This window comes from Streptomyces sp. NPDC104096 (genome assembly GCF_055584385.1).
Window position 1 is genome coordinate 20250 of record NZ_JBVJMD010000013.1, and the last position, 21441, is coordinate 41690.

The following is a 21441-nucleotide window of genomic DNA, read 5'->3' on the forward strand; positions in this document are numbered from 1 at the left end:
CGCTTCCGCGCTGCTCACAGCGCCCGGAGGCCGTCGATCACGTCGCGCAGAATACTCTCGTCCGGCAGTTCGGCAGGGGGTACGGGCCGGTTCACATGGACGAATTCCCCGGTCACGAGGTCACCGACGAGGACCCGGACCACTCCGATGGGCAGATCGAGCTCGGCGGCGAGTTCGACGACCGACTGCGGGGTGTCGCGACACAGCTCGACGATGTCCACGTGCTCCGGGGACAGGCTGTGGTCCCCTTCGGGGTCGTCTCCGTGGGGTTCGGTGACGACCACCGCGATCAGGTCGAGGCGGTGCTGAGCCGCACCCGCGGTGCGGCCGCGCGTCATGGCGTACGGACGGACGACCGGTCCGGCGTCGTCGTCGAACCAGAGGCTTCTGCGCTGACCGTCTGTGCTCATGCCATCTCACTACCCGCCCGAGGGCAGGTCGGTGCGCGGGGAGGCACCCAGATGTGCGCCCACTCTCTTGACCAGCAGCGTCATCTCGTAGGCGACCTGGCCCACGTCGGAGTCGGCGTCCGCGAGCACGGCGAGGCAGCTGCCGTCGCCGGCGGCCGTCACGAACAGGAAGGCCTCCTCGAGCTCGACGACCGTCTGGCGGACGTTGCCCGCGTCGAAGTGCCGGCCCACACCCTTGGCGAGGCTGTGGAATCCGGACGCGACGGCGGCGAGGTGCTCGCTGTCCTCCCGGGTCAGGTCCTTGGAGACCCCGATGGCGAGACCGTCTCCGGAGAGCACGACGGCCTTGCGAATGCTCGCGACGCGGTCCACCAGTTCGTCGAGGAGCCAGTTCAGCTCGCCCTTGCCGCTCGTGGTGTGGTCGGTTGCCTTCGGTGCGGTCATCGACCGTCCCCCTCTGTCGTTCCTTGTGATGCCGTGTCGCTGTGGGAGTCGTCGCTCTCGGCGTTCTCCTGGCGGCCGCGTTGCCAGCCGCGCTGGAGTGAGGCCATGCGGCTGCGCACCTCGTCGGCGTCGCGTTCCGCGAGCTCCGTGCTGTCCTGCGGGCGCCGCCCGGGATCCTGTTTCAGTTGCGGTGCCAGGCTGGCCTGCCGCACCCGCCGGGGCAGTGGGCCGGTGCCGGGGGCCGTCTCGTGAGCAGGGGTGCGCGGGGGGTGTTCGGTGGCGTCCTGGCCGCTCGGCGGGTCCGTGCGGCGCCGGGTGCGGGCGGGCAGTGCCGGGGCGGCCGGCGACTCGTCCGGCCCGCCGGCCCGGGGGGCGGTGAAGTCGGGGAGCCCGTCGCCGCGGTCGGCGGCGCCTCGGGCCCGGCCCAGGGGCGCGGTGACCCCGCGGCGGCGGGTCGGCAGGGGGGCCGGGAGGTCCGTGGCCGGGCTGCCCGTGCCAAGGCCGCGCGGGCCTGGCACCGTGGACGGTTCCTCGTCCGGCTCCCGGCGCCGGGAGCGCTGCTCGGCCACGGGGCGGCCGTGGGAGCTGACCAGCTTGGGAGAACTGCGGCGGGGCAGCGGGAGCGGGGCGCTCGGATGCTCGCCGGGGTCGACGCGGTCCGTCGGGCGCTGGGGGTCGGTGTATCTGCGGTTCCGCTCACCGCCGGGGCCGCTCGGTCCGGCCGCCGCGCCCGCCCCTTCGGGCCTGCTCTCCCCGTCCGGCGCGGGGACGATGGAGCGGCGCGGGCGGAACAGCCCGCCGGCTTCGTCCTCCTCGCCGTCCTCGCTGTCGAGCACGCCCGGGAAGCCGTCGAGGCCGTCGAGGTCGAGGGGGCCTTCCAGTTCGACCGGCCCGTCCAGGAGCGAGGCGGGCAGACCGGGCAGTTGCGCGGGCGCCGGGGAGAGGGTGGTGCGCCGGTTGTCGACGGGAGATCCCACGGTCGACGCCCGGGGCCGGTCGAGGCGGAATCCGACGCCGTTGGTGTCCGGCACGTCGTCCGTCAGCAGGACGTCCGGGATGAAGACGACGGCGGTGGTGCCGCCGTAGGGGGACGGCTGGAGGGAGACCCGGACGTTCTGCCGCTGGGCGAGCCGGCTCACCACGAACAGACCGAGCCGGTCGGTGTCGGAGAGCTCGAACTCGGGGGTCTCGGCGAGCCGGAGGTTGGCGTCCAGCAGCGCTTCCGCGGTCATGCCGAGGCCGCGGTCGTGGATCTCCAGGGTGAAACCGTTGGCGACCCGTTCGCCCAGCACCTGGACGGCGGTGTGCGGCGGCGAGAACACCGTGGCGTTCTCGAGGAGTTCGGCGACGAGATGGGTGAGGTCGGCGACCGCCGGGCCGGTGATGGCGGTGCGGGGCAGCCGGCGCACCTCGATGCGTTCGTAGTCCTCGACCTCGGCGACGGCGGCGCGCACGATGTCCATGAGCTGGATGGGTTTGCGCCACTGCCGCGAGGGGGCCGCGCCGGAGAGGATCACCAGGCCCTCGGCGTGCCGCCGCATACGGGTCGTGAGGTGGTCGAGGCGGAAGAGGTCGGCGAGTTCCTCGGTGTCGTCGGTCCGGCGTTCCATGGTGTCGAGCAGGGTGAGCTGCTTGTGGAGCAGGACCTGGCTGCGGCGGGCGAGGTTGACGAACACCTCGGAGACTCCGGCGCGCAGCTGGGACTGTTTGACGGCGGCCTCGACCGCGGCCCGTTGCAGGGTGTTGAGCGCCTGGCCGACCTCGCCGATCTCGTTCCTGTCGTACTCCAGACGCGGCATCTCGGTCTCCACGTCGACCTGCTCGCCCGCGGACAGCCGGCGCATCACGCTGGGCAGCCGCACACCGGACGCCTCGTGGGCCTCGAGGCGCAGTTGGCGCAGGTCGCGGATGAGGCTGCGTCCGATGCGTACGGACAGGAAGAGCGAGAGCAGCAGGGCGATCAGGCCGAGCACGCCGACGACGGCCGACTGGACGATGACGCCCATCGCGATGGGGCGGACCCGGTCCTGGAAGCGGTCGCTCGCCTGGTCGTCGAGGTGGGCGAGTTCGTCGAGCACATTGCCCGCCGCGACGTCCCAGTTCTCGGCGGTCACGCCACGGGGCATGCCGTCCGGCCGGGTGGCCAGGACGGACTGCTCGGCCGTGCGCAGCGGGGCGGTGGTGGCGTTCTTCCAGAAGCGCTCGTAGCGGTCGCGTTCGGCGGTCGGCAGCTGCGGAAGGCTGATGTCGTACACCGCGGCCCGCTGTGCCTCGATGTTCGAGAGGTGGTGGACCTCTTCGCGCGTGACCCGGCCCACGACCAGGGCGGAGCCGAGCAGGGCGTCCTCCTGGGAGAGCAGTTCGCGGGCGCGCGCGACGTTGACGAGGGCGCGGTACTGCTTGTCCATGTCCGCGCTGTCGACCACGTCGATGGTGGCCAGCAAGGCGTAGCAGGGGTCGATCAGACGGTTGTAGAGATCGAGGGCCTGGGCCCGGGAGAGGGTGCCTTCCTCGACGCTGCGGCGCAGCGAGCCGATGCCGTCGAAGGCGTCCAGGACAGCGGTGAGGGCCTCGGCGTCGTCCTGGTCCAGCACATCTCGGACGTCGGCGCTGCCGGAGTTGCCGCGGAACTCGGCGATGACCGCGTTCGTGGTCCGGCGGGTGCGGCGGAGCGCGGCGAGGGCGTCGGCGGCGCGCGGGTCGGCGAGGTAGACCAGGGTCTGGCGGCGTTCCTGCTGGATGGCGCGAGCCGTGTCCTCGACCGGGTAGCCGATCCTGTCGACCATCGACGACACGTTGAACAGCCTGTTCACTTCGCGGCCCATGAGTACCGTGGCGAAGCCCCAGACGGCTGTCAGGGACACCAGCGGCACGAGAAGCAGCGCCACGATCTTCCGGCGGATCGACTTCCCGCGAAAGCGCATGGCCTCCCCCAGCTCGACCCCCACAGGGAAGGGGGGTACACATGTGCGTCAACAAACGGCGCGAGCCTACTACTGACGCACGAGTAACTCGAAGAGCCATCCGGAAGCAGAAATTCCGAACCAGCCTCGAGACATGGCGAGTTGTCCTGCCATTACGGGAGATTGCCTCCCCGAAACCGGCGGCGACCGAGGAGTCCGTTCCCGCGTTCCCGTACGGGTAGTTGGCCAGAATTTTTCGTTCATTGGGAATCTTCGGGAGGCTTCGTTCGTCTTTTTCTACGGGAGTCGGGGGCGGAATCGGCCACAGGAGCCGCATCTCGCACCCGGGCGGCGTAAAACAGCGCAAGCCGGGCAGCCACTGGGGAGTCGGGGTCTTCGGACCGGGCGAGGGGTCTGCTGGCGGTGGGGAGTGACACGGTGATGGGCACGGCGGAGCGGCATGACGCGCCGGAGTACGGCGCGGTGACGCACAGGACGGTGCCTCGGCGGCGCGAGGCACCGGATCACGACATTCCGACGGACGGACACGGACCGGCACCGGAGGCGGTCCGGGAGACGGTGCGGGAGACGGTCCAGGACCGGCCGCGGTACCGGCCGTTGTGGGTCGAGGAACCCGCCCGTCGGCGCCGGATGCCGGACCCGGTGCGCACCGCGGCCGTGCGCGCGGTGCTGATCATCGCGGTGACGTTGATCATGGCGATGACGGCCGTGCTGTGCACCCTGGCAAACTCGTGGCTGGCGTTCCCGATGGTGATCGGCAGCGTGACCGGCACCGTGGTCGCCACCTGGGGCGCGCTCGACGTCTGGGTCACGCGCCAGGTCTGGAGCCAGCGCAACGGCGTGGTGTCGGTCCCCAGCAGCACCGCCCGGTCGCTGCGCCGCGAGCGGCGCCGGGCCCGGCGGCAGGCACGGGTCGCCGAGCGGACGAGGAAGCGCATAGGCAGGGCCGACGGCGCCGGACAGCTGTCGCACTCCTGACCGGGTTCCGCGTCGGCCCCGCTCGCGGGGAGAACCGCTCGGCTCTCCCCGCGAACCGCGGCACGCACCACAGTGCGACCCACGACGCGGGCCACGGCAGTGCCGCGGCCCGTCCGGGCCACGGCTAGGCGGGCCGCTTGAACATCCGGGTCGCCGTGATCTCGCTGTGCACCGACTCGCCCTCCCCCGCGGGGGCCTGCTGGGGCAGACCCGGGCGCAGGTGCTCCTCCACGCTGATGTACTTCAGGCCGGCGCGCAGGTCGGCGTCGTTGCGCAGTCGGATGACCAGCGGGAACTCCGCCAGCGCCGTGGTGTCGAACAGGCCGGTGGTGTAGAGGAGTTGGACGCCGAGCGCGTCGGACACCGCCCGCTGGAGTTCCAGCAGATAGGTGGCGTTGGCGCGCCCGATGGGGTTGTCGAGGAACAGGGTGCCGGCGTGCCGGTGCTTGTCCCGGCCCCGGTCGTTGGAGCGCAGGGCGGCCATCGTGCAGTACAGGGCGATGGCCGCGGTGAGCAGCTGGCCGCCGGAGAACACGTCGCCCATCTGACCGACGGGGACCCGCTCGGCGCGCAGGACGGCGTCGGGCTTGAGGATCTCGACCGCGATACCCCTGGGCTGGAGAGCGGCGGCGACCCCGCGCAGCAGCAGGGACATGCCGTCGCGCCGGAGATCGGAGTTCTTCTTCACCGCGGCCCGGGTCGCCTCGTCGACGACCTCACCGAGGCGTTCGGTCAGCGTGGCCTGGTCGGGTTCCTCGAAACGGATGCGCAGGAACTCCTGCCCGGACCACTCGCCGAGCCCCTCGGGCAGCCGGGACAGACGCTGGGCCGAGCGCAGGGTGGCGAGGGACGACTCCACCAGTCCCCTCAGCCGGTCCACGATCGAGTCCCTGTTCCGCTCCAGCTGCGCCAGTTCGTCGGTGAGGACGCGCAGCCGGGGTGCGAAGGCGTCGGCCCACTTCTGGGCGTGCTCGGGCAGCGACGCGGCGGGCAGCTCGCGGATCTGCTGGCGGGCCGGGGTGCGGACCTGCTCGTAGCGGGTGGAGTTGGCGTGCCGGACCAGGATGTCGCCGGCTTCGCGTACGGACGCCTCCGCGGTGGACAGGTCGGCGGCGCAGCCGCGCAGCGAACGGCGGGACTCGGCGGCCGACTGCCGCGCCTCCTCCAGGCTGCCGGGGTACGGCTCGACCTCCTCCTGCTCCTCCTCCGACGCGTGTTCGCGCAGCAGGTCGCGGAGCATCGCGGCGGTCTCCTCGAAACCGCCGACGGCGTCCTCGGCGGCCCGGTGCGTGTCCAGCAGTTCGGCGTGCGCCCCGCGGGCCTCGGCCAACGCCTCGGTGCGGACGGCCAGTTCCGTGGCGGCGGTGCGCCGCAGCGCCTGCGCGTGGTCGGCGTCGCGCGGCTGGAGCTCCTCGGACAGCTCGGTGTGCGCCTCGCCGTCCTCCGGGGCGTGCCGCTCGGCCTCGCCGCGCAGCCGCCCGAGCTGCTCGCTCGCGTGGGACATCCGGGTCTCCAGGAGCTGCACCAGCTCCTCGGCCCGTGCGGCGGCGGCCTGCCGGGACGGTCCGTCGGAGCCGTCCGGCGACTGGAGCAGCTGCTCGGCACGGGTGCGGACCTTGTTGCTCAGCCGGTCCAGTTCGGTCCGTGCCGCGCTCTCGTCGCTCTCCGCGCGGGCCTGCTCGGCGCGCAGGTCGGCGCCGACGCCGACCTTCTCGTAGACCTGGGAGGCGGCCCGGTAGGCCTCGCGCAGGGCGGGCAGGGACGCCTGGGACGCGTTCGGGTCGTCCTGCGGCACGTCGTCGGGGGCACCGGCGATCTCGGCGCGCTCGGCGCGCAGCGCGCGGGCCGTGCGACGGCTGTCGTCGGCGGCGCGCTGGGCGGCGCGGCGGTCCTCGTCGGCGGCCCGGGCGCGCTCCAGACAGGTCTGCGCGCGGGCTTCCGACTCGGCCGCGTCGTCGGCCAGTTCACGCAGTTTCACCTGCCAGCCGGCGCGCTCGCGCAGCCGGAAGGCGAGCCCGGCGAGGGCGTCCGCGGCCCGCCGGGCCTTCTGCGCGCTCTCCTGGCGTTCGTCACGCATCCGTGCGGCCTCGGCGGCGGTCTCCTCGGCCTCGGCCCGCACGGTCCGCGCCTCGACCAGGTCGGCCTCGGCCTCCTCGGCGAACGCGCGTGCCTCCTGGGCGAGCTGGTCCAGCTGCGCGAGCCGGCCGGCCGGGCAGCCCGTGCGCCACGAGGCGAGCCGGGCGGCAAGTTCCCGGTCCTTGCCCAGGCGGGCGGCGAGGCCGCGGATCTCTTCGTCGCGCTCCGCGGCCCGCGCCCGCAGGGCCTGCCGCTCCTCGTCGGCGGCGTGCTCGTCGTGCATGGCCGGGTTCGGCGGTACGAGGAAGACGCCGCTGTCCTCCGACTCCGCGGCCGGGGCGGGCGCGAGGAGGGCGGCCGCCGTGCCGACCGCCACGGTCGACCGGGGCAGCAGCGCCGCGTTGCCGAGGGCTTCCCGGGCCCGCGCGTGCGAGTCCGGATCGGTGATGATCACACCGTCGACCAGTTCGGGGCGGGCGGCCAGCACCCGCGCGTGGTCGGTGGGGTCGACGGCCTGGGCGAGGTAACGCCAGCCGGGCAGCGCGGGAATGCCGTGCTCGCCGAGGAACTCCACGGTGGCCAGCACGTCCGGGCCGGGCGGCAGCAGACCCCCGTCGCCGAGCGCGCCGAGGATACGGGCGTCGTCGGCGGCCGCGGTGCGCAGCTCGAAGAGCTGCCGTTCCGCGGCGGAGACGGCGTCGGCGAGCAGTTCGCGCAGCTCGTCGGCGAAACGGTCCAGGTCCGTGGGCGCGAGGACGCCGTCGCGGGCGTCCGGGCCGGTGTCCTGCCGGGTCCGCGGGCCGTCCGGCTGCGCGTCACCGTGCGCCAGTCCCAGCAGTTCGGCCAGCCGCTCCTCGGCGGCGAGTGCCTCGGCGAGGCGCAGTTCGGCCTCGCGGGAGCGCTCTGCCGCCGTCGCGGCGTCCGCGGCGCGGGCCGCGGTCAGTTCGGCGCGGGACTCCGCGGAGGCCGCCTCGCGGGCGTGTTCGCCCGCCCGGCGGGACGCCTCGCGTGCGGTGTCCCAGGCCGCGACGGCCGTCTGCTCGGCGTCGCTCGCGGCGAGGGCCGCGCGCGCGGGGTCGGCGTCGGGCGCGCTGTCGTCGAGCCAGCCCGCCCGCACCGCCTCGGCCGTCTCCTGTTCCACCTCGGCCAGGCGCTGGCGCAGGTGTCCGATCTCGCTGCGGGCGCGCTGGGACTCGGTCGCGGCGGCCGTGGAGTCCCGGTGGGCCGAGTCGCCGGCCTCCTGGAGCGCCGCGGACCGCTCCTCCTCCTCGTTGGCGAGGGTCTCGGCGTTCTCCGCGGCCGTGTGCAGGGCCCGTACGAGGTCGACGGCGGCCTTGGTCCTGGCGGCGAGCGCGGGTGCGGCGTCGCGTTCGGCCTCCTGGATCGCGGCGGACACCCGGGTGACCCGGTCGGTGGCGGCCCGGTGGCGCAGTACGGCCTCGGCGGCCTGCCAGGCGGCGTGCAGGGTGCGCGCCTCGGCGAGCTCGCGCTTCTGCGCGGCGGCCGACTTCTCGGCCGCGGCCAGCGCCAGCGAGGCGTGCCGGTAGGCGAGTTCGGCGGCGACGAGGGCGCTGCGCTCACGCGCTCCCTCGGCGTGGGTGACGGCGTAGGCGGCGGCCGTGACCCGCTGGGCGAGGTCGGTGGCACGCGTGCGTTCGAGCACGGCACGGGTGGACAGCCGGCGCGCCAGCGTGCGGGTGCGGCGCTCGGCCGCCGTGTGGATGTCACGCGCGCGTGCGCGTGCCTCGGTGGCCTCCACGATCCGGCCGAGCAGGTCGACCGACCCGGCGGTGAAGTCGCGTTCGGCGATCAGCTCGGCGCGTCGCCCCAGCTTGTTGCCGAAGCCGCTGACGAGATCGGCGAGTCCGTCGGTGTCGCGGGTGTCGGTGACGGCCCGCAGCAGCAGGTCGGTGAAGTCGGAGTCCTTCTTGACCGCGAACAGGCCGGCGGCCTCGCCCTCGTCGGCGTTCATCTCGCGCTGGTAGCGGAAGAGTTCGGGGTCGAGGCCGAGGTCGCCGAGGTGTTCGATCCAGCGGTCGTGGATCTCCTCCCAGTGCACCTCCAGGTGCGGGTAGGCCTTGCCCGCGTCGGTGATGGCGTCCCGGAAGCCCTTCATGGTGCGCCGCCGGCCCTGCGCGCCGGACTGGCCCTCGACGGGCGGCCGTACCGCGGTGGCCTCGGCGACCGGCAGGTTGTCCAGGCTCAGCCCGGGACCGGGCCGGAAGGAGTACCAGGCCTCGGCGAACTTCCGCGGGTCGTTGGAGACCTGGCGGCCGCGCCATTCGCTGGCCTTGCCCACGACCACGCACTCGCCGGTCAGCACGTGCTGCCATTCCAGAGCCACGTGCCCGCAGTCGTCGGCGAGCAGGAACTTGCGCAGCACGCCGGAGCTGGCGCCGCCGAGCGTGTTGCGGTGGCCGGGCAGCATCACCGAGAAGATCAGCTTGAGCAGGACCGACTTGCCTCCGCCGTTCTCCAGGAAGAGCACGCCGGCGGGTGCGGGCCGGCGCGGCGGGCCGACGGGCTCCTCCTCGAAGAACTCCGCCTGGGTGGGCGCGGGGTCGGGCACGACGTCGCCCACACCTCGCAGGTCAAGCACGGTGTCGGCGTAACGCGCACCGGCGGGCCCGATGGAGTAGAGACGGACCCGGGACAGCTCGTACATGGCGGACTCTCGTAAGTCTTCGGCAGATCGGTCGGCATGGCGGGGGCGGAAGCCTCCGGCGGTCCAGCGGCTTCCGGCGCGCTTCGGGGCCTTCGGGGACTCGGGCCCTTCGGGGACTTCCGGCGCGCTGTGGGCGCTGTGGGCGCTGTGGGCGCTTCAGGAGTGGAACGGGAGGCCCGCGTCGGCGACCAGTTCCAGGTCGTCCGTGTCCTCGGCGGGCAGCAGGCTCGGCGTGCCGTCGGTGACCGGGACGACGCCCAGCTCGATGAGCTCGGCCAGGGCCGCGCCGCCCGCCATGTCCCGCACCTGGAGCTGGTAGCGGGCCGTGGTGCGGTAGGTGCCGCCGCCGTCGTCGCCGGTGCGCTGGAGGAAGCCGGAGTCGGTGAGGAAGGCGACCGCCTTGCCGACGATGCCGGTCGTGGAGCCGGCGAGGCGTCGCGCGTCCTTGGTCGCCCCGGTCGCGCTGCGTCTGGCCCAGATCCGCCAGGCGGCCTCCAGACCGGGGGCGTCGGTCGCGGGGTCGCTGTTCCGGCCCTGTTCGTCCGCGCGCTCCTCCAGCCGACGGCAGGCCTGGCGGACGAACGCGTCGACGCCGTTGACGCTCACCCGGCCGATGTACCCGTCGTCGGCGAGGTCCTCCGGCCGGGGGAACGCCAGCGCGGCGACGGCGAGGTGGGCCAGGCCGTGCAGGAAGCGGTCCCCGGAGTCCGCGGACGTCCGGCGCGCGTAGTCGCCCATGCGTACGGCGAACACCGAGTCCTCGGCCGCGGTCACGGCCATCCCCGCCCGTGGCGAGACCTCCAGCACCACGAGCCCGAGTCCGGCCGCCACGGCGTCGGCGAGTCGCGCGAACGGCGGATCCTCCCGGTAGCGCCGCAGCAGCTCGGCGTACTCCTGGTCGCGCGCGGGCTGCACCTTGGGCTGGAGCCCGAAGGCGACGAGGCGCGCCGCGTCGGCGGTGTCGGCGGGGGTGACGGCGGCGGTCGCCGGAACGGGACCGGCGTCCGGCTCACTCCACTCGGCGTACTCGCTCACGGTCGGGACTCCTTGTCGCGTCGACGGTCGTTCGTTCGGTTCTCGGGCCGGCTCATGCCGCCTCCGTCCGGTCCGCCGCCATCCCGGCGGCGTCCAGGAGCGCGGTGCCGACGATCAGGTCGGCGCCGCCGAACTCCGGGTCGTCCAGCTCGGTCCCGTCGTCCACGGCGAACAGCAGCTTCTCCTCGCCCTGGCGGTAGGCCGTGCCCACCGCGGGGCTGGCCGCGTGGACGGCCAGCAGCGCCACCAGATAGGGCAGTTCGGCGTCGCGTCGCCGGGCGTCGGCGAGCAGACCCGAAAGCCGCCGCGGCGCGTCCGCAGGCAGGGCGAGCAGCTCCATCGCCGCCGCCAGCTGCTCCTCGCTGAACCGGCTGTCGTCCGGCGTGGCGATGAGGTCGGGCTCGGGCATCTCGGCGCCGAGGTGCTCGCGCTCCACCGGCGGCGTCAGCAGGATGTCGACGAGGTCCCCGACCCGCACCGACACGGGCGTGCGCAGACCCGTCCCGCGGGCGAAGAACGCGTCGGTGACCCGGACCGCCTGCTCGACCGGCAGCGGCAGCGCCGGGGCGACGAGGTGTCCGTACAGGTCGATCCCGGACGTCGTCATGGGGGTGGCGAAGGCCTGCCGGTCCTGCTCCGCGCGGAACAGCGGTCCGGCCTCCAGCAGCCGCGACTGCAACTGCGTGTGGCGGCGGATGCAGTCCTTCACGATGTCGACGAGCTCGGCGGCGCGCCGCTTCTGCTCGGGGTCCTCGGACTCGTCGCGGGCCTTGCGGATGTTCGTGAGGATCGCGTTCTCGTGGCGGTAGCGGTCGGCCACGTGGTCGAGGGCCTCGGCGATCATGTCGGGCACGGAGTTGAGCCAGTCCACGGCCCGGACGTTGCGCCGGGTCGCGTCCAGCGCCCGGCGCAGGGTCTCGGAGTACTGCACGGTGCGGTAGCGGGCCTGTTCGGCGGCGAGCTGGGCGTCGGCGAGCCGACCGCGGCTGATGAGCACCTCCAGCTTGACCTCGGCGGCGATCTGGGCGCTGGTGACATCGGTGTCGAGGGCGCCCACGAGGACGTTGACCGCCTCGTCCGTCGTGCGCAGATAGACGCTGCCGCCGGGGCCGGGGACCTCCTCGATCAGCTTGAAGTCGTAGTCGCGGCGCACATAGCTGCCGTCGGTGGCGAACGTGCCGTACACGGCCCGGAAGCCGCGGTCGACGCTGCCGACGTTGATCAGGTTCTCCAGGACCCAGCGGGCCACCCGCTCGTGCTCGGCGGCGGTGCGCTGCGGGGCCTGGGCGGTGATGCGCGGGACGAGCCTGGCCACTATCTGGTCGTGGTCGGCGCCCGTGTCGAAGTCCATGTTCAGCGTGACGAGGTCGATCGCGGCGAGGGCGATCTCCGCCATGCCGTACACCGAGTACGCGCCCGCCAGGTTGGCCTTGCGGGCGTCGAGGTCGTGGATCGGCGCCGTGCAGGCGAGCGCGCGCAGCCGCCGCGCCAGCCCCTCGTCGGCGGCCGGACCCGGTGCGGGTCGCGGCGCCACGCTGAGCTGGGGCGGAACGCTGTCCGGCGATGCAGGCGAAGTCACGGTGCACAGACTAGGTCCTGGATCTGACAACGACCCAAACGACGCAGATGGGTCCCGGCGTCACGCTTCTCACACCGCCCCGGCGACAGCCCCTCCCGCACCGGTCCCCAAGCGGTTGCGTCCGCGCCTGCCCCGAGGCCGTACCGCCCGCGCGGCCCCTGTGGCGGTCCCGCTCGCACCCGTCCGGCGGTGGTCTCCCTCACACAAGCCCCACCGTGGTCCCTCTCACACGAGCCGCACGGCGGTCACCCTCGCGCCCGGCCGCCGGCCGACTCCGGTGGTGGACCCCCGGCTCACCCCGCGCCCGCCACGCGCCGCCGGCTCACACGTCCGCGGCGGCCGGCCCCTGCTCGTCCTCCCCGACCCTTCGCCGGTACACCTCCACGACCCGCTCCAACGAATCCGCGAGGTAGACCTCCAGCAGCTTTTCGGCCTCGTCCTTGTCACCGTTCTCCAGCGCCCGGAGGATCTGGCGGTTGCGGGCGAGGTAGGGCTCGTGCAGTTGCCGGGGGTCGTCCACGACGTGGAAGGCCAGCCGCAGCTCGGCGAAGACGCTGCGCATCAGCTCGTCGGTGCGCTCGCTGCCGGCCAGGGTCACGAGTTCCCGGTGGAAGTGGATGTTGGCCGTACCCACTGCTTTCCAGTCGTTCCCGACGACCGCCGACCGCCCCTCGGCGACCGCCGCGGCCAGACCCTCCACCGGGTACGGCGGCTCCCCCAGACCGCGCACGACGGCGCACTCCACGAGGATCCGGGTGCGGTAGATGTCCTCGACGTCCTCGACGGTCAGGACCCGGACGAAGACGCCCCGGTTGAGCTCGTGGACGAGCAGGCGTTCATGGGTGAGCAGCCGGAACGCCTCGCGCAGCGTGTTGCGCGAGATCCCGAGCGCCCCGCCGATGCTGTCCTCCGACAGCCGGGTCCCCGGTGGGAAGTAGCCGTCGGCGATGCGGCTTCTGAGGATGTCGGAGACGCGTTCGGCGGTGCTGGTGCGCCCCAGGAGCGCGCGGTCGTCGGCCAGTCCCGTCAGCTGCTCTGCCATGCCCGGAATTGAACCGCAGACACCAGGACGAGACAACAGGGGTATTGAGGGATCGTTGAACAATCCTCTACGGTGCTTCGCACGGCACGACAGCGCCCGGCCCAGGCCCACCGCAACGCTCGGCACCGCAAGGCTCGGCACGCCCCCGCACGGCACGACAACGCACGGCACGACAACGCACGGCACGGCACGGCACGGCTCACCCAGCACCCCTCCGTCATCCCTCTGCGAGGTGCCCATGAGCACGACCCCTCCACCCGAGGCCTCGGCCACCACCGCCGCCACCGCCGACCTCACCGCCACGGGCGAACACCCCGTCGGCGACGGCGCGTCGGGCTGGCTGCGGGCCCTCGGTCCACGCGGCCGCCGCGCCTTCGCCGGCGCCTTCGGCGGCTACGCGCTGGACTCCTACGACTACTTCACCCTCCCACTGACCATGGTCGCGCTGGCCGCCCACTTCGGCCTGGACAGCGGTCGGACCGGTCTGTTCACCACCGTCACCCTCGTCGTCTCGGCCCTCGGCGGCGCCCTCGCGGGTGTCCTCGCGGACCGGGTCGGCCGGGTACGGGCGCTGATGGTCACGGTGCTCACCTACGCCGTGTTCACCGTCGCCTGCGGCTTCGCACCCGACTACGGGACCCTGCTGGTCTTCCGGGCCCTCCAGGGCCTCGGCTTCGGCGGTGAGTGGGCGGTCGGCGCGATCCTGGTGGCCGAGTACGCGAGCGCCCGGCACCGCGGCCGCTCGCTCGGCGCGGTCCAGAGCGCGTGGGCCGTGGGCTGGGCCCTCGCCGCGATCGTGTACACCCTGGTCTTCTCGTTCCTCGGCGACGACCTGGCCTGGCGCGTGATGTTCTGGACCGGCGCCCTGCCCGCCCTGCTGGTGGTGTGGCTGCGCCGCCGGGTGCAGGACGCGCCCGAGGCGGCCGTGGCGCGGCGGCGGGACCCGCGGCGGGGTTCGTTCGCCGCGATCTTCCGGCGCGGCACGGCCGACACGCCGGGCCTGCTGCGTACGACGGTCTTCGCCGGCCTGCTCTCCACCGGCGTCCAGGGCGGCTACTACACCCTCGCCACCTGGGTTCCGACGTATCTGAAGTCGGAGCGGGGTCTGTCGGTCGTCGGCACCGGCGGCTATCTGACCTTCCTGATCTCGGGCGCCTTCACCGGCTACCTCACCGGCGGCCATCTCACCGACCGACTGGGCCGCCGGCCCAACATCTGGCTCTTCGCCCTCCTGTCGGCGGTGTGCGTCCTGGCGTACGCCCACATCCCGGACGGCGCCGACACCCTGCTCCTGGTGCTCGGATTCCCGCTCGGTTTCTGCATGTCGGCGATCTTCAGCGGCTTCGGCTCGTACCTGAGCGAGCTGTACCCGACGGCCGTGCGGGGCACGGGCCAGGGCTTCACGTACAACACCGGCCGCGCCGTGGGCGCCGCCTTCCCCACCACGGTCGGCTTCCTCGCCGACAGCTGGGGCGTGGGCGGCGCACTGGTCTTCGGCGCGATCGGTTACGGCATCGCGGCACTCGCGCTGCTGGGGCTGCCGGAGACGCGCGGGAGGGAACTGCTGTGAACCGTACGCAGGACCGGCCCTCGCCCGGCACCACGGACCGACCCTCGCCCGACATCACGGACCGGCCCTCGCCCGGCACCGCCGACCGTCCCCTGCTCCTCGCCGACGAGCACGCGCACGCGTGGACCCCGAGAGCCGCCCGGACCCGCTTCCGTGACGGCCTGTCGGGTCCGACGGCCGGGGTCGCGGCCGGCCACACCCAGGTCAACCTGATCTCGGTCCCCGCCGACTGGGCGTACGACATGCTGCTGTTCTGCCAGCGCAACCCCAAGCCCTGCCCCGTCCTGGACGTCACGGACGCCGGTTCGTGGACCACCGTCCTCGCGGACGGCGCCGATCTGCGCACCGACCTGCCGCGCTACCGGGTGTGGCGGGACGGCGAGCTGGTGGACGAGCCGACGGACGTACGCGCGTACTGGCGCGAGGACCTGGTGTCGTTCCTGATCGGATGCAGCTTCACGTTCGAATGGGCGCTGTCCGGGGCGGGCGTCCCGATCCGGCACATCGAGCAGGGCCGCAACGTCCCGATGTACGTGACGAACCGCCGGTGCCGCCCGGCGGGCCGGCTGCGCGGCCCGCTGGTGGTGTCCCTGCGCCAGGTGCCGCCGCAGCACCTGGCGGCCGCGATCCGGGAGAGCAGTCTGCTTCCGGCGGTGCACGGCGCTCCGGTGCACTGCGGCGATCCGTCGGGGCTCGGCATCGCCGACCTGGCCCGGCCCGACTTCGGCGACCCGGTGGACGCCGAACCGGACGACATCCCGGTGTTCTGGGCCTGCGGGGTGACGGCGCAGGCCGCGGTGGTGGCCTCGCGGCCGCCGTTCGCGCTGACGCACGCGCCGGGACAGATGTTCCTCACCGACGCCCGCGACGAGCAGTACCGCGTGGCCTGAGCAGGAGAGACGTGACATCCATGACCTCCATCGACCTGAACGCCGACCTCGGCGAGGGCTTCGGCCGCTGGCGGCTGACCGACGACGAGCAGTTGCTGTCCGTCGTCACCAGCGCCAATGTGGCGTGCGGCTTCCACGCCGGGGACGCGGCCACCATGCGGCGGGTGTGCGCGCAGGCGGCCGAGCGCGGGGTGGCGATCGGCGCCCAGGTCTCCTACCGGGACCTGGCCGGATTCGGACGGCGCGCGATGGACGTGCCGGCCGCCGAGCTGACCGCCGAGGTGGCCTACCAGATCGGTGCCTTGGAGGTGTTCGCCCGCGCGGCCGGCGCGCGCGTGGCGTACGTCAAGCCGCACGGCGCGCTGTACAACCGCGTGGTGCACGACGAGGAGCAGGCGCACGCCGTCGTGGACGGCGTGCGCCTGGCCGACGCGACGCTGCCGGTGCTCGGACTGCCCGGTTCGCGCCTGCTGGAACTGGCCGCGAAGGCCGGGCTGCCGGCGGTCGCGGAGGCCTTCGCGGACCGCGCGTACACCGAGGAGGGCACACTCGTGCCGCGCGGCCGGGACGGCGCGGTGGTCACCGACGCGGCGGCGGTCGTGGCGCGCTCGGTGGGCCTGGCCCGCTCCGGCACGGTCACCGCCCACTCGGGGGTGCGGATCGAGGTACGCGCGCGGTCCCTGTGCCTGCACGGCGACACGCCCGGCGCGGTGGACCTGGCCCGGCAGGTACGGCGGCGGCTGGAGGAGTCGGGCGTGCGGGTGGAGGCGTTCGTATGAGGGCACTGCCCGTGGGTGAGGACGCGCTGCTCGTCGAGGTCTCCTCGGGCGAGGAGGCCCAGGCCCTGCACGCCGAGTTGGTGCGCAGGCGCGCGCAGGGCCTGCTCGTCGTCCGCGAGATCGTCCCGGCGGCCCGTACGGTCCTGCTCGACGGGGTCGCGGCCCCGGACCGGCTGGCCCGCGAACTGGCCCGCGCCGAGTTGCCGGCCGCCGTCCCGCGCGACGCGGCGGTGGTCGACATCCCGGTGCGCTACGACGGCCCCGACCTCGCGGACGTCGCCGCGCACTGGGGTGTCGGGGCGCCCGAGGTGGCCCGTGTCCACACGGCGGTCGAGTTCCGTGTCGCGTTCTGCGGCTTCGCCCCCGGCTTCGGCTATCTCACCGGTCTGCCGCCGGGCCGCGAGGTCCCGCGGCGGACCACGCCGCGTACGGCCGTCCCGGCCGGGGCGGTGGCGCTGGCGGGCCCCTACACGGGGGTGTACCCGCGGTCGTCGCCCGGCGGCTGGCAGCTGATCGGCCGTACGGACACGGAGTTGTGGGACCCCGCGCGGGTGCCGGCCGCGCTGCTGTCGCCGGGTACCCGGGTGCGCTTCGTCGCGGTGGAGGGCGCATGACGGACCGCGCGCTCGCCGTCGTACGGGCCGGGGCGCTGACGACCGTGCAGGACCGGGGGCGTCCCGGGCACGCCCACCTCGGGGTGCCGCGCTCGGGGGCGCTCGACGGACCCGCGGCGGCGCTCGTCAACCGGCTGGTCGGCAACCCGCCGGAGGCGGCCGTCCTGGAGACCACCCTGAACGGCTGTGCGCTGCGCCCGCGTTCGGCGGTCACCGTGGCGGTGGGCGGCGCGCCCTGCCCGGTCACGGTGGACGGGCGGCCGGTCGCCTGGGGGGCGCCGGTACGGGTGCCGGCCGGGGCTCTGCTGGACGTGGGGGCCGCCGTGCACGGCGTTCGCAGTTACGTGGGCGTCGGCGGGGGCGTCGCCGTCGAGCCGGTCCTCGGCAGCCGCTCCACGGACCTGCTCTCGGGGCTCGGGCCGCCGCCCCTCGCGGACGACTCGGTACTTCCCCTGGGCCGGGTCGCCGGTCCGTACGCGCGCGTGGACACCGCTCCGCAGCCGCGGCCGCCGACGGAACTCGTCCTGCGGGTGTCGCTCGGCCCGCGCGACGACTGGTTCACGCCACGGGCCGTACGGGCCTTCACCACCGGCGCCTACCGGGTGTCGGCGGCGAGCAACCGCATCGGCCTGCGCACGGAGGGGCCCGCCCTGGAACGGGCCCGCCCCGGTGAACTGCCCAGCGAGGGCATGGTCCTGGGCGCGGTCCAGGTGCCCCCGGACGGGCGTCCCGTGGTCTTCCTGGCGGACCACCCGACCACCGGGGGCTACCCGGTGATAGGGGTCGTGCGGGCCGCCGACCTCCCCGCGGCCGCGCAGGCGCTGCCCGGGATCCCGGTCCGCTTCGTGGCCGTGGGCCGGCGCTCCGGGCGGCCGGGGCCGGTCTGACCGCTCCCGCCTGCCGCGCCGTCCGCGGGTGGACGACGGGAACGGCCGGACCGGCCCTACGCGGCGTCCACCTGATCGACCGACGACAGCGCGGCGAGCGCCGTGGAGACCGCCGCGGAGGCCCGCAGGTCGAGCCGGGCGCTCGTGCCGCGGGCCCGGTGGCGCATCTCGTCGGCGGCCAGCGTGAGCAACTGCGGCAGCAGGTCGGTGCATCGCCTGACCACCCAGGCGGTGCCCGCGGTGGCCAGCCACAACAGGCTCGCCGATCTGGTCGGCGCGGGGAACTCGGGCTGGGGCGAGGGCGCCGCCCCCTTCGCGACGCCCGCCTGCGCCAGCAGGTCGTGGAAGCGCACCGCGAGCTGCCGGTGCCCGCGCTCACCGGGATGCAGCCGGTCCGAGCTCCACATGGCGCGGTCGGTGAGCCACTCCTCGTCGGCGGCGTGCAGATGCACCGCCCCGTAGCGTTCGGACAGCGCGTGCACCACGGCGTTGACCGCGCGCTGCCGCCGGGCGAGCGGCCGGGCCAGGGCACCGGGGAGCCGGAGCATCGCCCCCGGGTCGGGCAGGCAGGCCGTGAGCAGGACGGCGCGCTGGGCGGTGAACGCCGCGTACACCTTGTCGAGCCGGGCGGCGACGGCGTGGATGTCGAAGGTGCAGCGCAGTGTGTCGTTGACGCCGATCACGACGGACACCACGTCCGGCTCCAGCCCGAGCGCGTCCTGCGTCTGCCGTTCCAGCACGTCACGCGTCTGCGCCCCGCTGACCGCGAGGTTGGTGAACTCCACGGGCCCGGCGGCGAGTCCGTCGGCGAGCAGCGCGGCCCAGCCGCGCCATTTCGCGGCGTCCGCCGGATCGCGCACCGGGTCGCCCAACGGGTCGCCCACGCCCTCGGTCAGCGAGTCGCCGAGGGCCACGAAACGGACGGGTCTCATGCGGCGCCCTCCGGCACGGCGGGACGCGCCCGGACCGTCGGTACGTGGGCGTCGTGCGCGGCCAGGAACGCGTCGACCGCCGCGTCCCAGCCGAAGCACTCCGCACGCGCGCGTGCCACTTCGCGCCGCTCGGCCTCGGACCGGGCGAGGAGGGTCTCGACGGCGTCCGCGAAGGCGTCGCCGCTGTCGGCCGCGGTGGCGCCGGCCGCCCCGATCACCTCGGGCAGCGCGGAGGACGCGCTCGCCACCACCGGGGTGCCGCACGCCATCGCCTCCAGCGCGGCGAGCCCGAACGTCTCGGCGGGACCGGGTGCCAGCGACACGTCGGCGGAGGCCTGGAGCGCGCCGAGCAGGGAGCGGTCGGCGACGTGTCCGAGGAAGGTGACCGGCAGTCCCCGCTCCTTGGCGCGCTGCTCCAGGCGGGGCCGCAGGGGCCCGTCCCCCGCGACCACCAGCACCGTCCGCCGGCCGCGCCGCAGCAGCGCCTCCAGCGCGTCCAGCGCCGTGCCGGGCCGCTTCTCCACGGACAGCCGGGAGCACATCACCAGCAGTGTCTCGTCCTCGCGCGCGTGCAGGTCGCGCAGCGCCGGGTCGCGCAGCGCGGGATGCCGCTCCACCAGGTCGACGCCGAGCGGAGCCCGTACGACGTTGCGGGCGCCGATGCGGACGAACTCCCGCTCGGCGAACTCGGTGGTGCACACCACGCGCGCGTACGTGTGCGCCGTGCGCACGTTGAGGGCGTCGGCGGTGCGGCGCGCCGCCCGTTCCGACAGGCCCCAGGTGCGCAGCACCCCGTCGGCGGTCTCGTGGGAGACCATCACGGCCGGGACCCGGGCGCGCCGCGCCCACCTGCCGGTCCACCGCAGGGTCGTGCGGTCGGACACCTCGAGCCGGTCGGGGCCGAGCTCCTCCAGGAGCCGGGCCACGCGCCGGCGGTCGGTGAGGACGCGGTAGCCGCCGGTGCCGGGCAGCAGCGGGCCGGGCAGGGTGATCACCCTGCCCTGCTCGGTCTCGCTGTCCGTGTGCCGCTCGCCGGGGACGATCAGGACCGGCTCGTGCCCCGCGGCCCTGAAGCCCTTGCCGAGCTCGCGCAGCGCGGTGCGCAGCCCGCCGGAGGCGGGGGCGACGAAGTTGGCGAGCCTGACGATGCGCAACCCGCTCATGCCGCCACCACCGGCTTCCGCCTGCGCGCGGCCAGGACGTCCGCGTAGTGCCCGATGAGCAGGTCGCCGACGGCCGCCCAGGTGCGGCCCTCGACCGTGGCGTGTCCGGCGGCGCCGTAGGCGGCGCGCCGGGCGGGGTCGGCGGCCAGCGCCGCCACCGCGTCCCGTACGGCGTCGGCGTCGCGCGGCGGCACCAGCAGCCCGGTGCGGCCGTGGTCCACCAGGTCCAGCGGGCCGCCGGCCGCGGGCGCCACCACGGGCACACCGCTGGCCATGGCCTCCTGCACGGTCTGGCAGAAGGTCTCGAAGGGGCCGGTGTGCACGAAGACGTCCAGGGAGGCGAAGATCCGGGCGAGGTCGTGACCGGTGCGGCGTCCCAGGAAGACGGCGCCGGGCAGCGCCTCGCCGAGGCTCGCCCGGCTGGGCCCGTCGCCGACCACCACGACCCGCACGCCGTCCAGGCCGCAGACTCCGGCCAGGAGCTCGACCTGCTTCTCGGGGGCGAGCCGTCCGACGTAGCCGACGATCAGCTCGCCGTCGGGGGCGAGTTCGCGCCGCAGTTCCTCGTCGCGGTGCTCGGGGCGGAAGCGCTCGGTGTCCACCCCGCGCGGCCACAGCTTCACCCGGGGCACGGCATGGGCCTCCAGGTCGCGCAGGGCCGCGCTGGACGGGGCGAGGGTGAGGTCGGCGGCGGCGTGGACGGAGCGGATGCGCCGCCAGGCCGCGGCCTCGCCCGCGCCCATGTACGTACGGGCGTATCCGGCGAGGTCGGTCTGGTAGACGGCCACGGCGGGCAGGCCCAGCCGGGCGGCGGCCGCCATGCCGCGGACACCGAGGACGAAGGGGCTGGCCAGGTGGACGATGTCGGCGCGGTGCTCGCCGATGGCCGCGGCGACCCGTCGGCTGGGGAGGGCCACGCGGACCTGGGGGTAGCCGGGGAGCGGTAGGGAAGGGACGCGGACGACGGAGCACGGCGCGTGGGCGTCGGGCCCGCTGCCGAGGGCGGCTCCCGCCTGTTCGAGCGGGGCCGTGAACTTCGGGGAGGTTGCCGGAGCGACGACAACAGGGGCGTGACCGCGATCGACGAGGTGCCGGGCGGTCTGGAGCGCGCAGTGGGCCACGCCGTTCACATCGGGGGGAAAGGATTCGGTCACGATGACGACACGCATACGGGTGTTCTCGCCGTGCTGGACGTGGTCGCGACAACGTGGATCTTTCCGAACGAGGAACGTCCCATGAGCGTTGCGCTGCACACCCGAGCAGGCCAGATCTCGTCCATGCACACCTGGTCCGCGGGTCATCCGAAGTTCACACGACGTGCCGCGCCGCGTGCATCCCCCCGATCCGGTCCGGCCCGGGCCCGCCATGCGGGAGCCGCCCCGATTCGGCCCGGGGGCGCGAGGCCCACCGTCCCGGCCGACGTGGCCGGGGCGGGAACGGGGGCGGGGGCCGG

At 74.4% G+C, this 21441-nt stretch carries 16 protein-coding genes; 6 read left to right on the top strand and 10 right to left on the bottom strand.

Going from position 1 to position 21441, the window contains the following annotated elements:
* Window positions 1–14: 14 nt before the first annotated feature.
* Genes ACZ60B_RS16225 through ACZ60B_RS16235 form a run of 3 tightly spaced genes read right to left on the bottom strand, consistent with a single transcriptional unit; the run spans window position 15 to window position 3778 of the window.
* On the bottom strand, window positions 15–410 hold the full coding sequence (locus ACZ60B_RS16225; RefSeq protein ID WP_450666148.1) for a DUF742 domain-containing protein: 396 nt from the start codon (window positions 408–410) through the stop codon (window positions 15–17).
* 9 nt (window positions 411–419) lie between these two features.
* Window positions 420–854: a roadblock/LC7 domain-containing protein gene (locus ACZ60B_RS16230; RefSeq protein ID WP_469387377.1), complete on the bottom strand. Its 435-nt coding sequence runs from the start codon at window positions 852–854 to the stop codon at window positions 420–422.
* Complete coding sequence (locus ACZ60B_RS16235) at window positions 851–3778, bottom strand: sensor histidine kinase (protein ID WP_469387379.1); 2928 nt, start codon at window positions 3776–3778, stop codon at window positions 851–853. The genes ACZ60B_RS16230 and ACZ60B_RS16235 overlap by 4 nt, the downstream gene beginning before the upstream one ends.
* Before the next feature lie 420 nt (window positions 3779–4198).
* Between ACZ60B_RS16235 and ACZ60B_RS16240 the strand changes: the two genes are divergently transcribed.
* Entirely contained in the window at window positions 4199–4756 is a 558-nt protein-coding gene (locus ACZ60B_RS16240) for a hypothetical protein (RefSeq protein WP_469387631.1), read from the top strand.
* A gap of 124 nt (window positions 4757–4880) precedes the next feature.
* Here the strand turns inward: ACZ60B_RS16240 and ACZ60B_RS16245 are convergent, their stop codons facing one another.
* The 4 genes from ACZ60B_RS16245 to ACZ60B_RS16260 form a co-directional block, all read right to left on the bottom strand.
* Window positions 4881–9497 carry a coiled-coil domain-containing protein gene (locus ACZ60B_RS16245; protein WP_469387381.1) on the bottom strand — a complete coding sequence of 1539 codons (4617 nt, stop codon included), beginning with the start codon at window positions 9495–9497 and terminating at the stop codon, window positions 4881–4883.
* A 156-nt stretch (window positions 9498–9653) separates the two neighbouring features.
* Complete coding sequence (locus ACZ60B_RS16250; protein WP_469387383.1) at window positions 9654–10532, bottom strand: hypothetical protein; 879 nt, start codon at window positions 10530–10532, stop codon at window positions 9654–9656.
* A gap of 52 nt (window positions 10533–10584) precedes the next feature.
* On the bottom strand, window positions 10585–12111 hold the full coding sequence (locus ACZ60B_RS16255) for a hypothetical protein (RefSeq protein WP_469387385.1): 1527 nt from the start codon (window positions 12109–12111) through the stop codon (window positions 10585–10587).
* A 322-nt stretch (window positions 12112–12433) separates the two neighbouring features.
* Window positions 12434–13153, bottom strand: coding sequence for a GntR family transcriptional regulator (locus tag ACZ60B_RS16260; RefSeq protein WP_469387386.1), 720 nt, complete (start codon window positions 13151–13153; stop codon window positions 12434–12436).
* Between the two features lie 238 nt (window positions 13154–13391).
* Between ACZ60B_RS16260 and ACZ60B_RS16265 the strand changes: the two genes are divergently transcribed.
* From ACZ60B_RS16265 to ACZ60B_RS16285, 5 genes are read left to right on the top strand one after another with little or no spacing between them, the layout of a single operon-like run.
* Complete coding sequence (locus ACZ60B_RS16265) at window positions 13392–14723, top strand: MFS transporter (RefSeq protein WP_469387388.1); 1332 nt, start codon at window positions 13392–13394, stop codon at window positions 14721–14723.
* 53 nt (window positions 14724–14776) lie between these two features.
* On the top strand, window positions 14777–15613 hold the full coding sequence (locus tag ACZ60B_RS16270) for a putative hydro-lyase (RefSeq protein WP_469387633.1): 837 nt from the start codon (window positions 14777–14779) through the stop codon (window positions 15611–15613).
* Between the two features lie 20 nt (window positions 15614–15633).
* Entirely contained in the window at window positions 15634–16392 is a 759-nt protein-coding gene (locus ACZ60B_RS16275; protein WP_469387391.1) for a LamB/YcsF family protein, read from the top strand.
* Entirely contained in the window at window positions 16389–17006 is a 618-nt protein-coding gene (locus ACZ60B_RS16280; protein WP_469387393.1) for a 5-oxoprolinase subunit B family protein, read from the top strand. The genes ACZ60B_RS16275 and ACZ60B_RS16280 overlap by 4 nt, the downstream gene beginning before the upstream one ends.
* On the top strand, window positions 17003–17893 hold the full coding sequence (locus ACZ60B_RS16285) for a 5-oxoprolinase subunit C family protein (RefSeq protein WP_469387395.1): 891 nt from the start codon (window positions 17003–17005) through the stop codon (window positions 17891–17893). The genes ACZ60B_RS16280 and ACZ60B_RS16285 overlap by 4 nt, the downstream gene beginning before the upstream one ends.
* A 56-nt stretch (window positions 17894–17949) precedes the next feature.
* Here the strand turns inward: ACZ60B_RS16285 and ACZ60B_RS16290 are convergent, their stop codons facing one another.
* From ACZ60B_RS16290 to ACZ60B_RS16300, 3 genes are read right to left on the bottom strand one after another with little or no spacing between them, the layout of a single operon-like run.
* Window positions 17950–18825, bottom strand: a complete 876-nt coding sequence (locus tag ACZ60B_RS16290; RefSeq protein ID WP_469387397.1) for an SGNH/GDSL hydrolase family protein — start codon at window positions 18823–18825, stop codon at window positions 17950–17952.
* Entirely contained in the window at window positions 18822–19988 is a 1167-nt protein-coding gene (locus ACZ60B_RS16295; RefSeq protein ID WP_469387399.1) for a glycosyltransferase, read from the bottom strand. The genes ACZ60B_RS16290 and ACZ60B_RS16295 overlap by 4 nt, the downstream gene beginning before the upstream one ends.
* Window positions 19985–21157, bottom strand: coding sequence for a glycosyltransferase family 4 protein (locus ACZ60B_RS16300; RefSeq protein ID WP_469387401.1), 1173 nt, complete (start codon window positions 21155–21157; stop codon window positions 19985–19987). The genes ACZ60B_RS16295 and ACZ60B_RS16300 overlap by 4 nt, the downstream gene beginning before the upstream one ends.
* Between the last annotated feature and the right edge of the window lie 284 nt (window positions 21158–21441).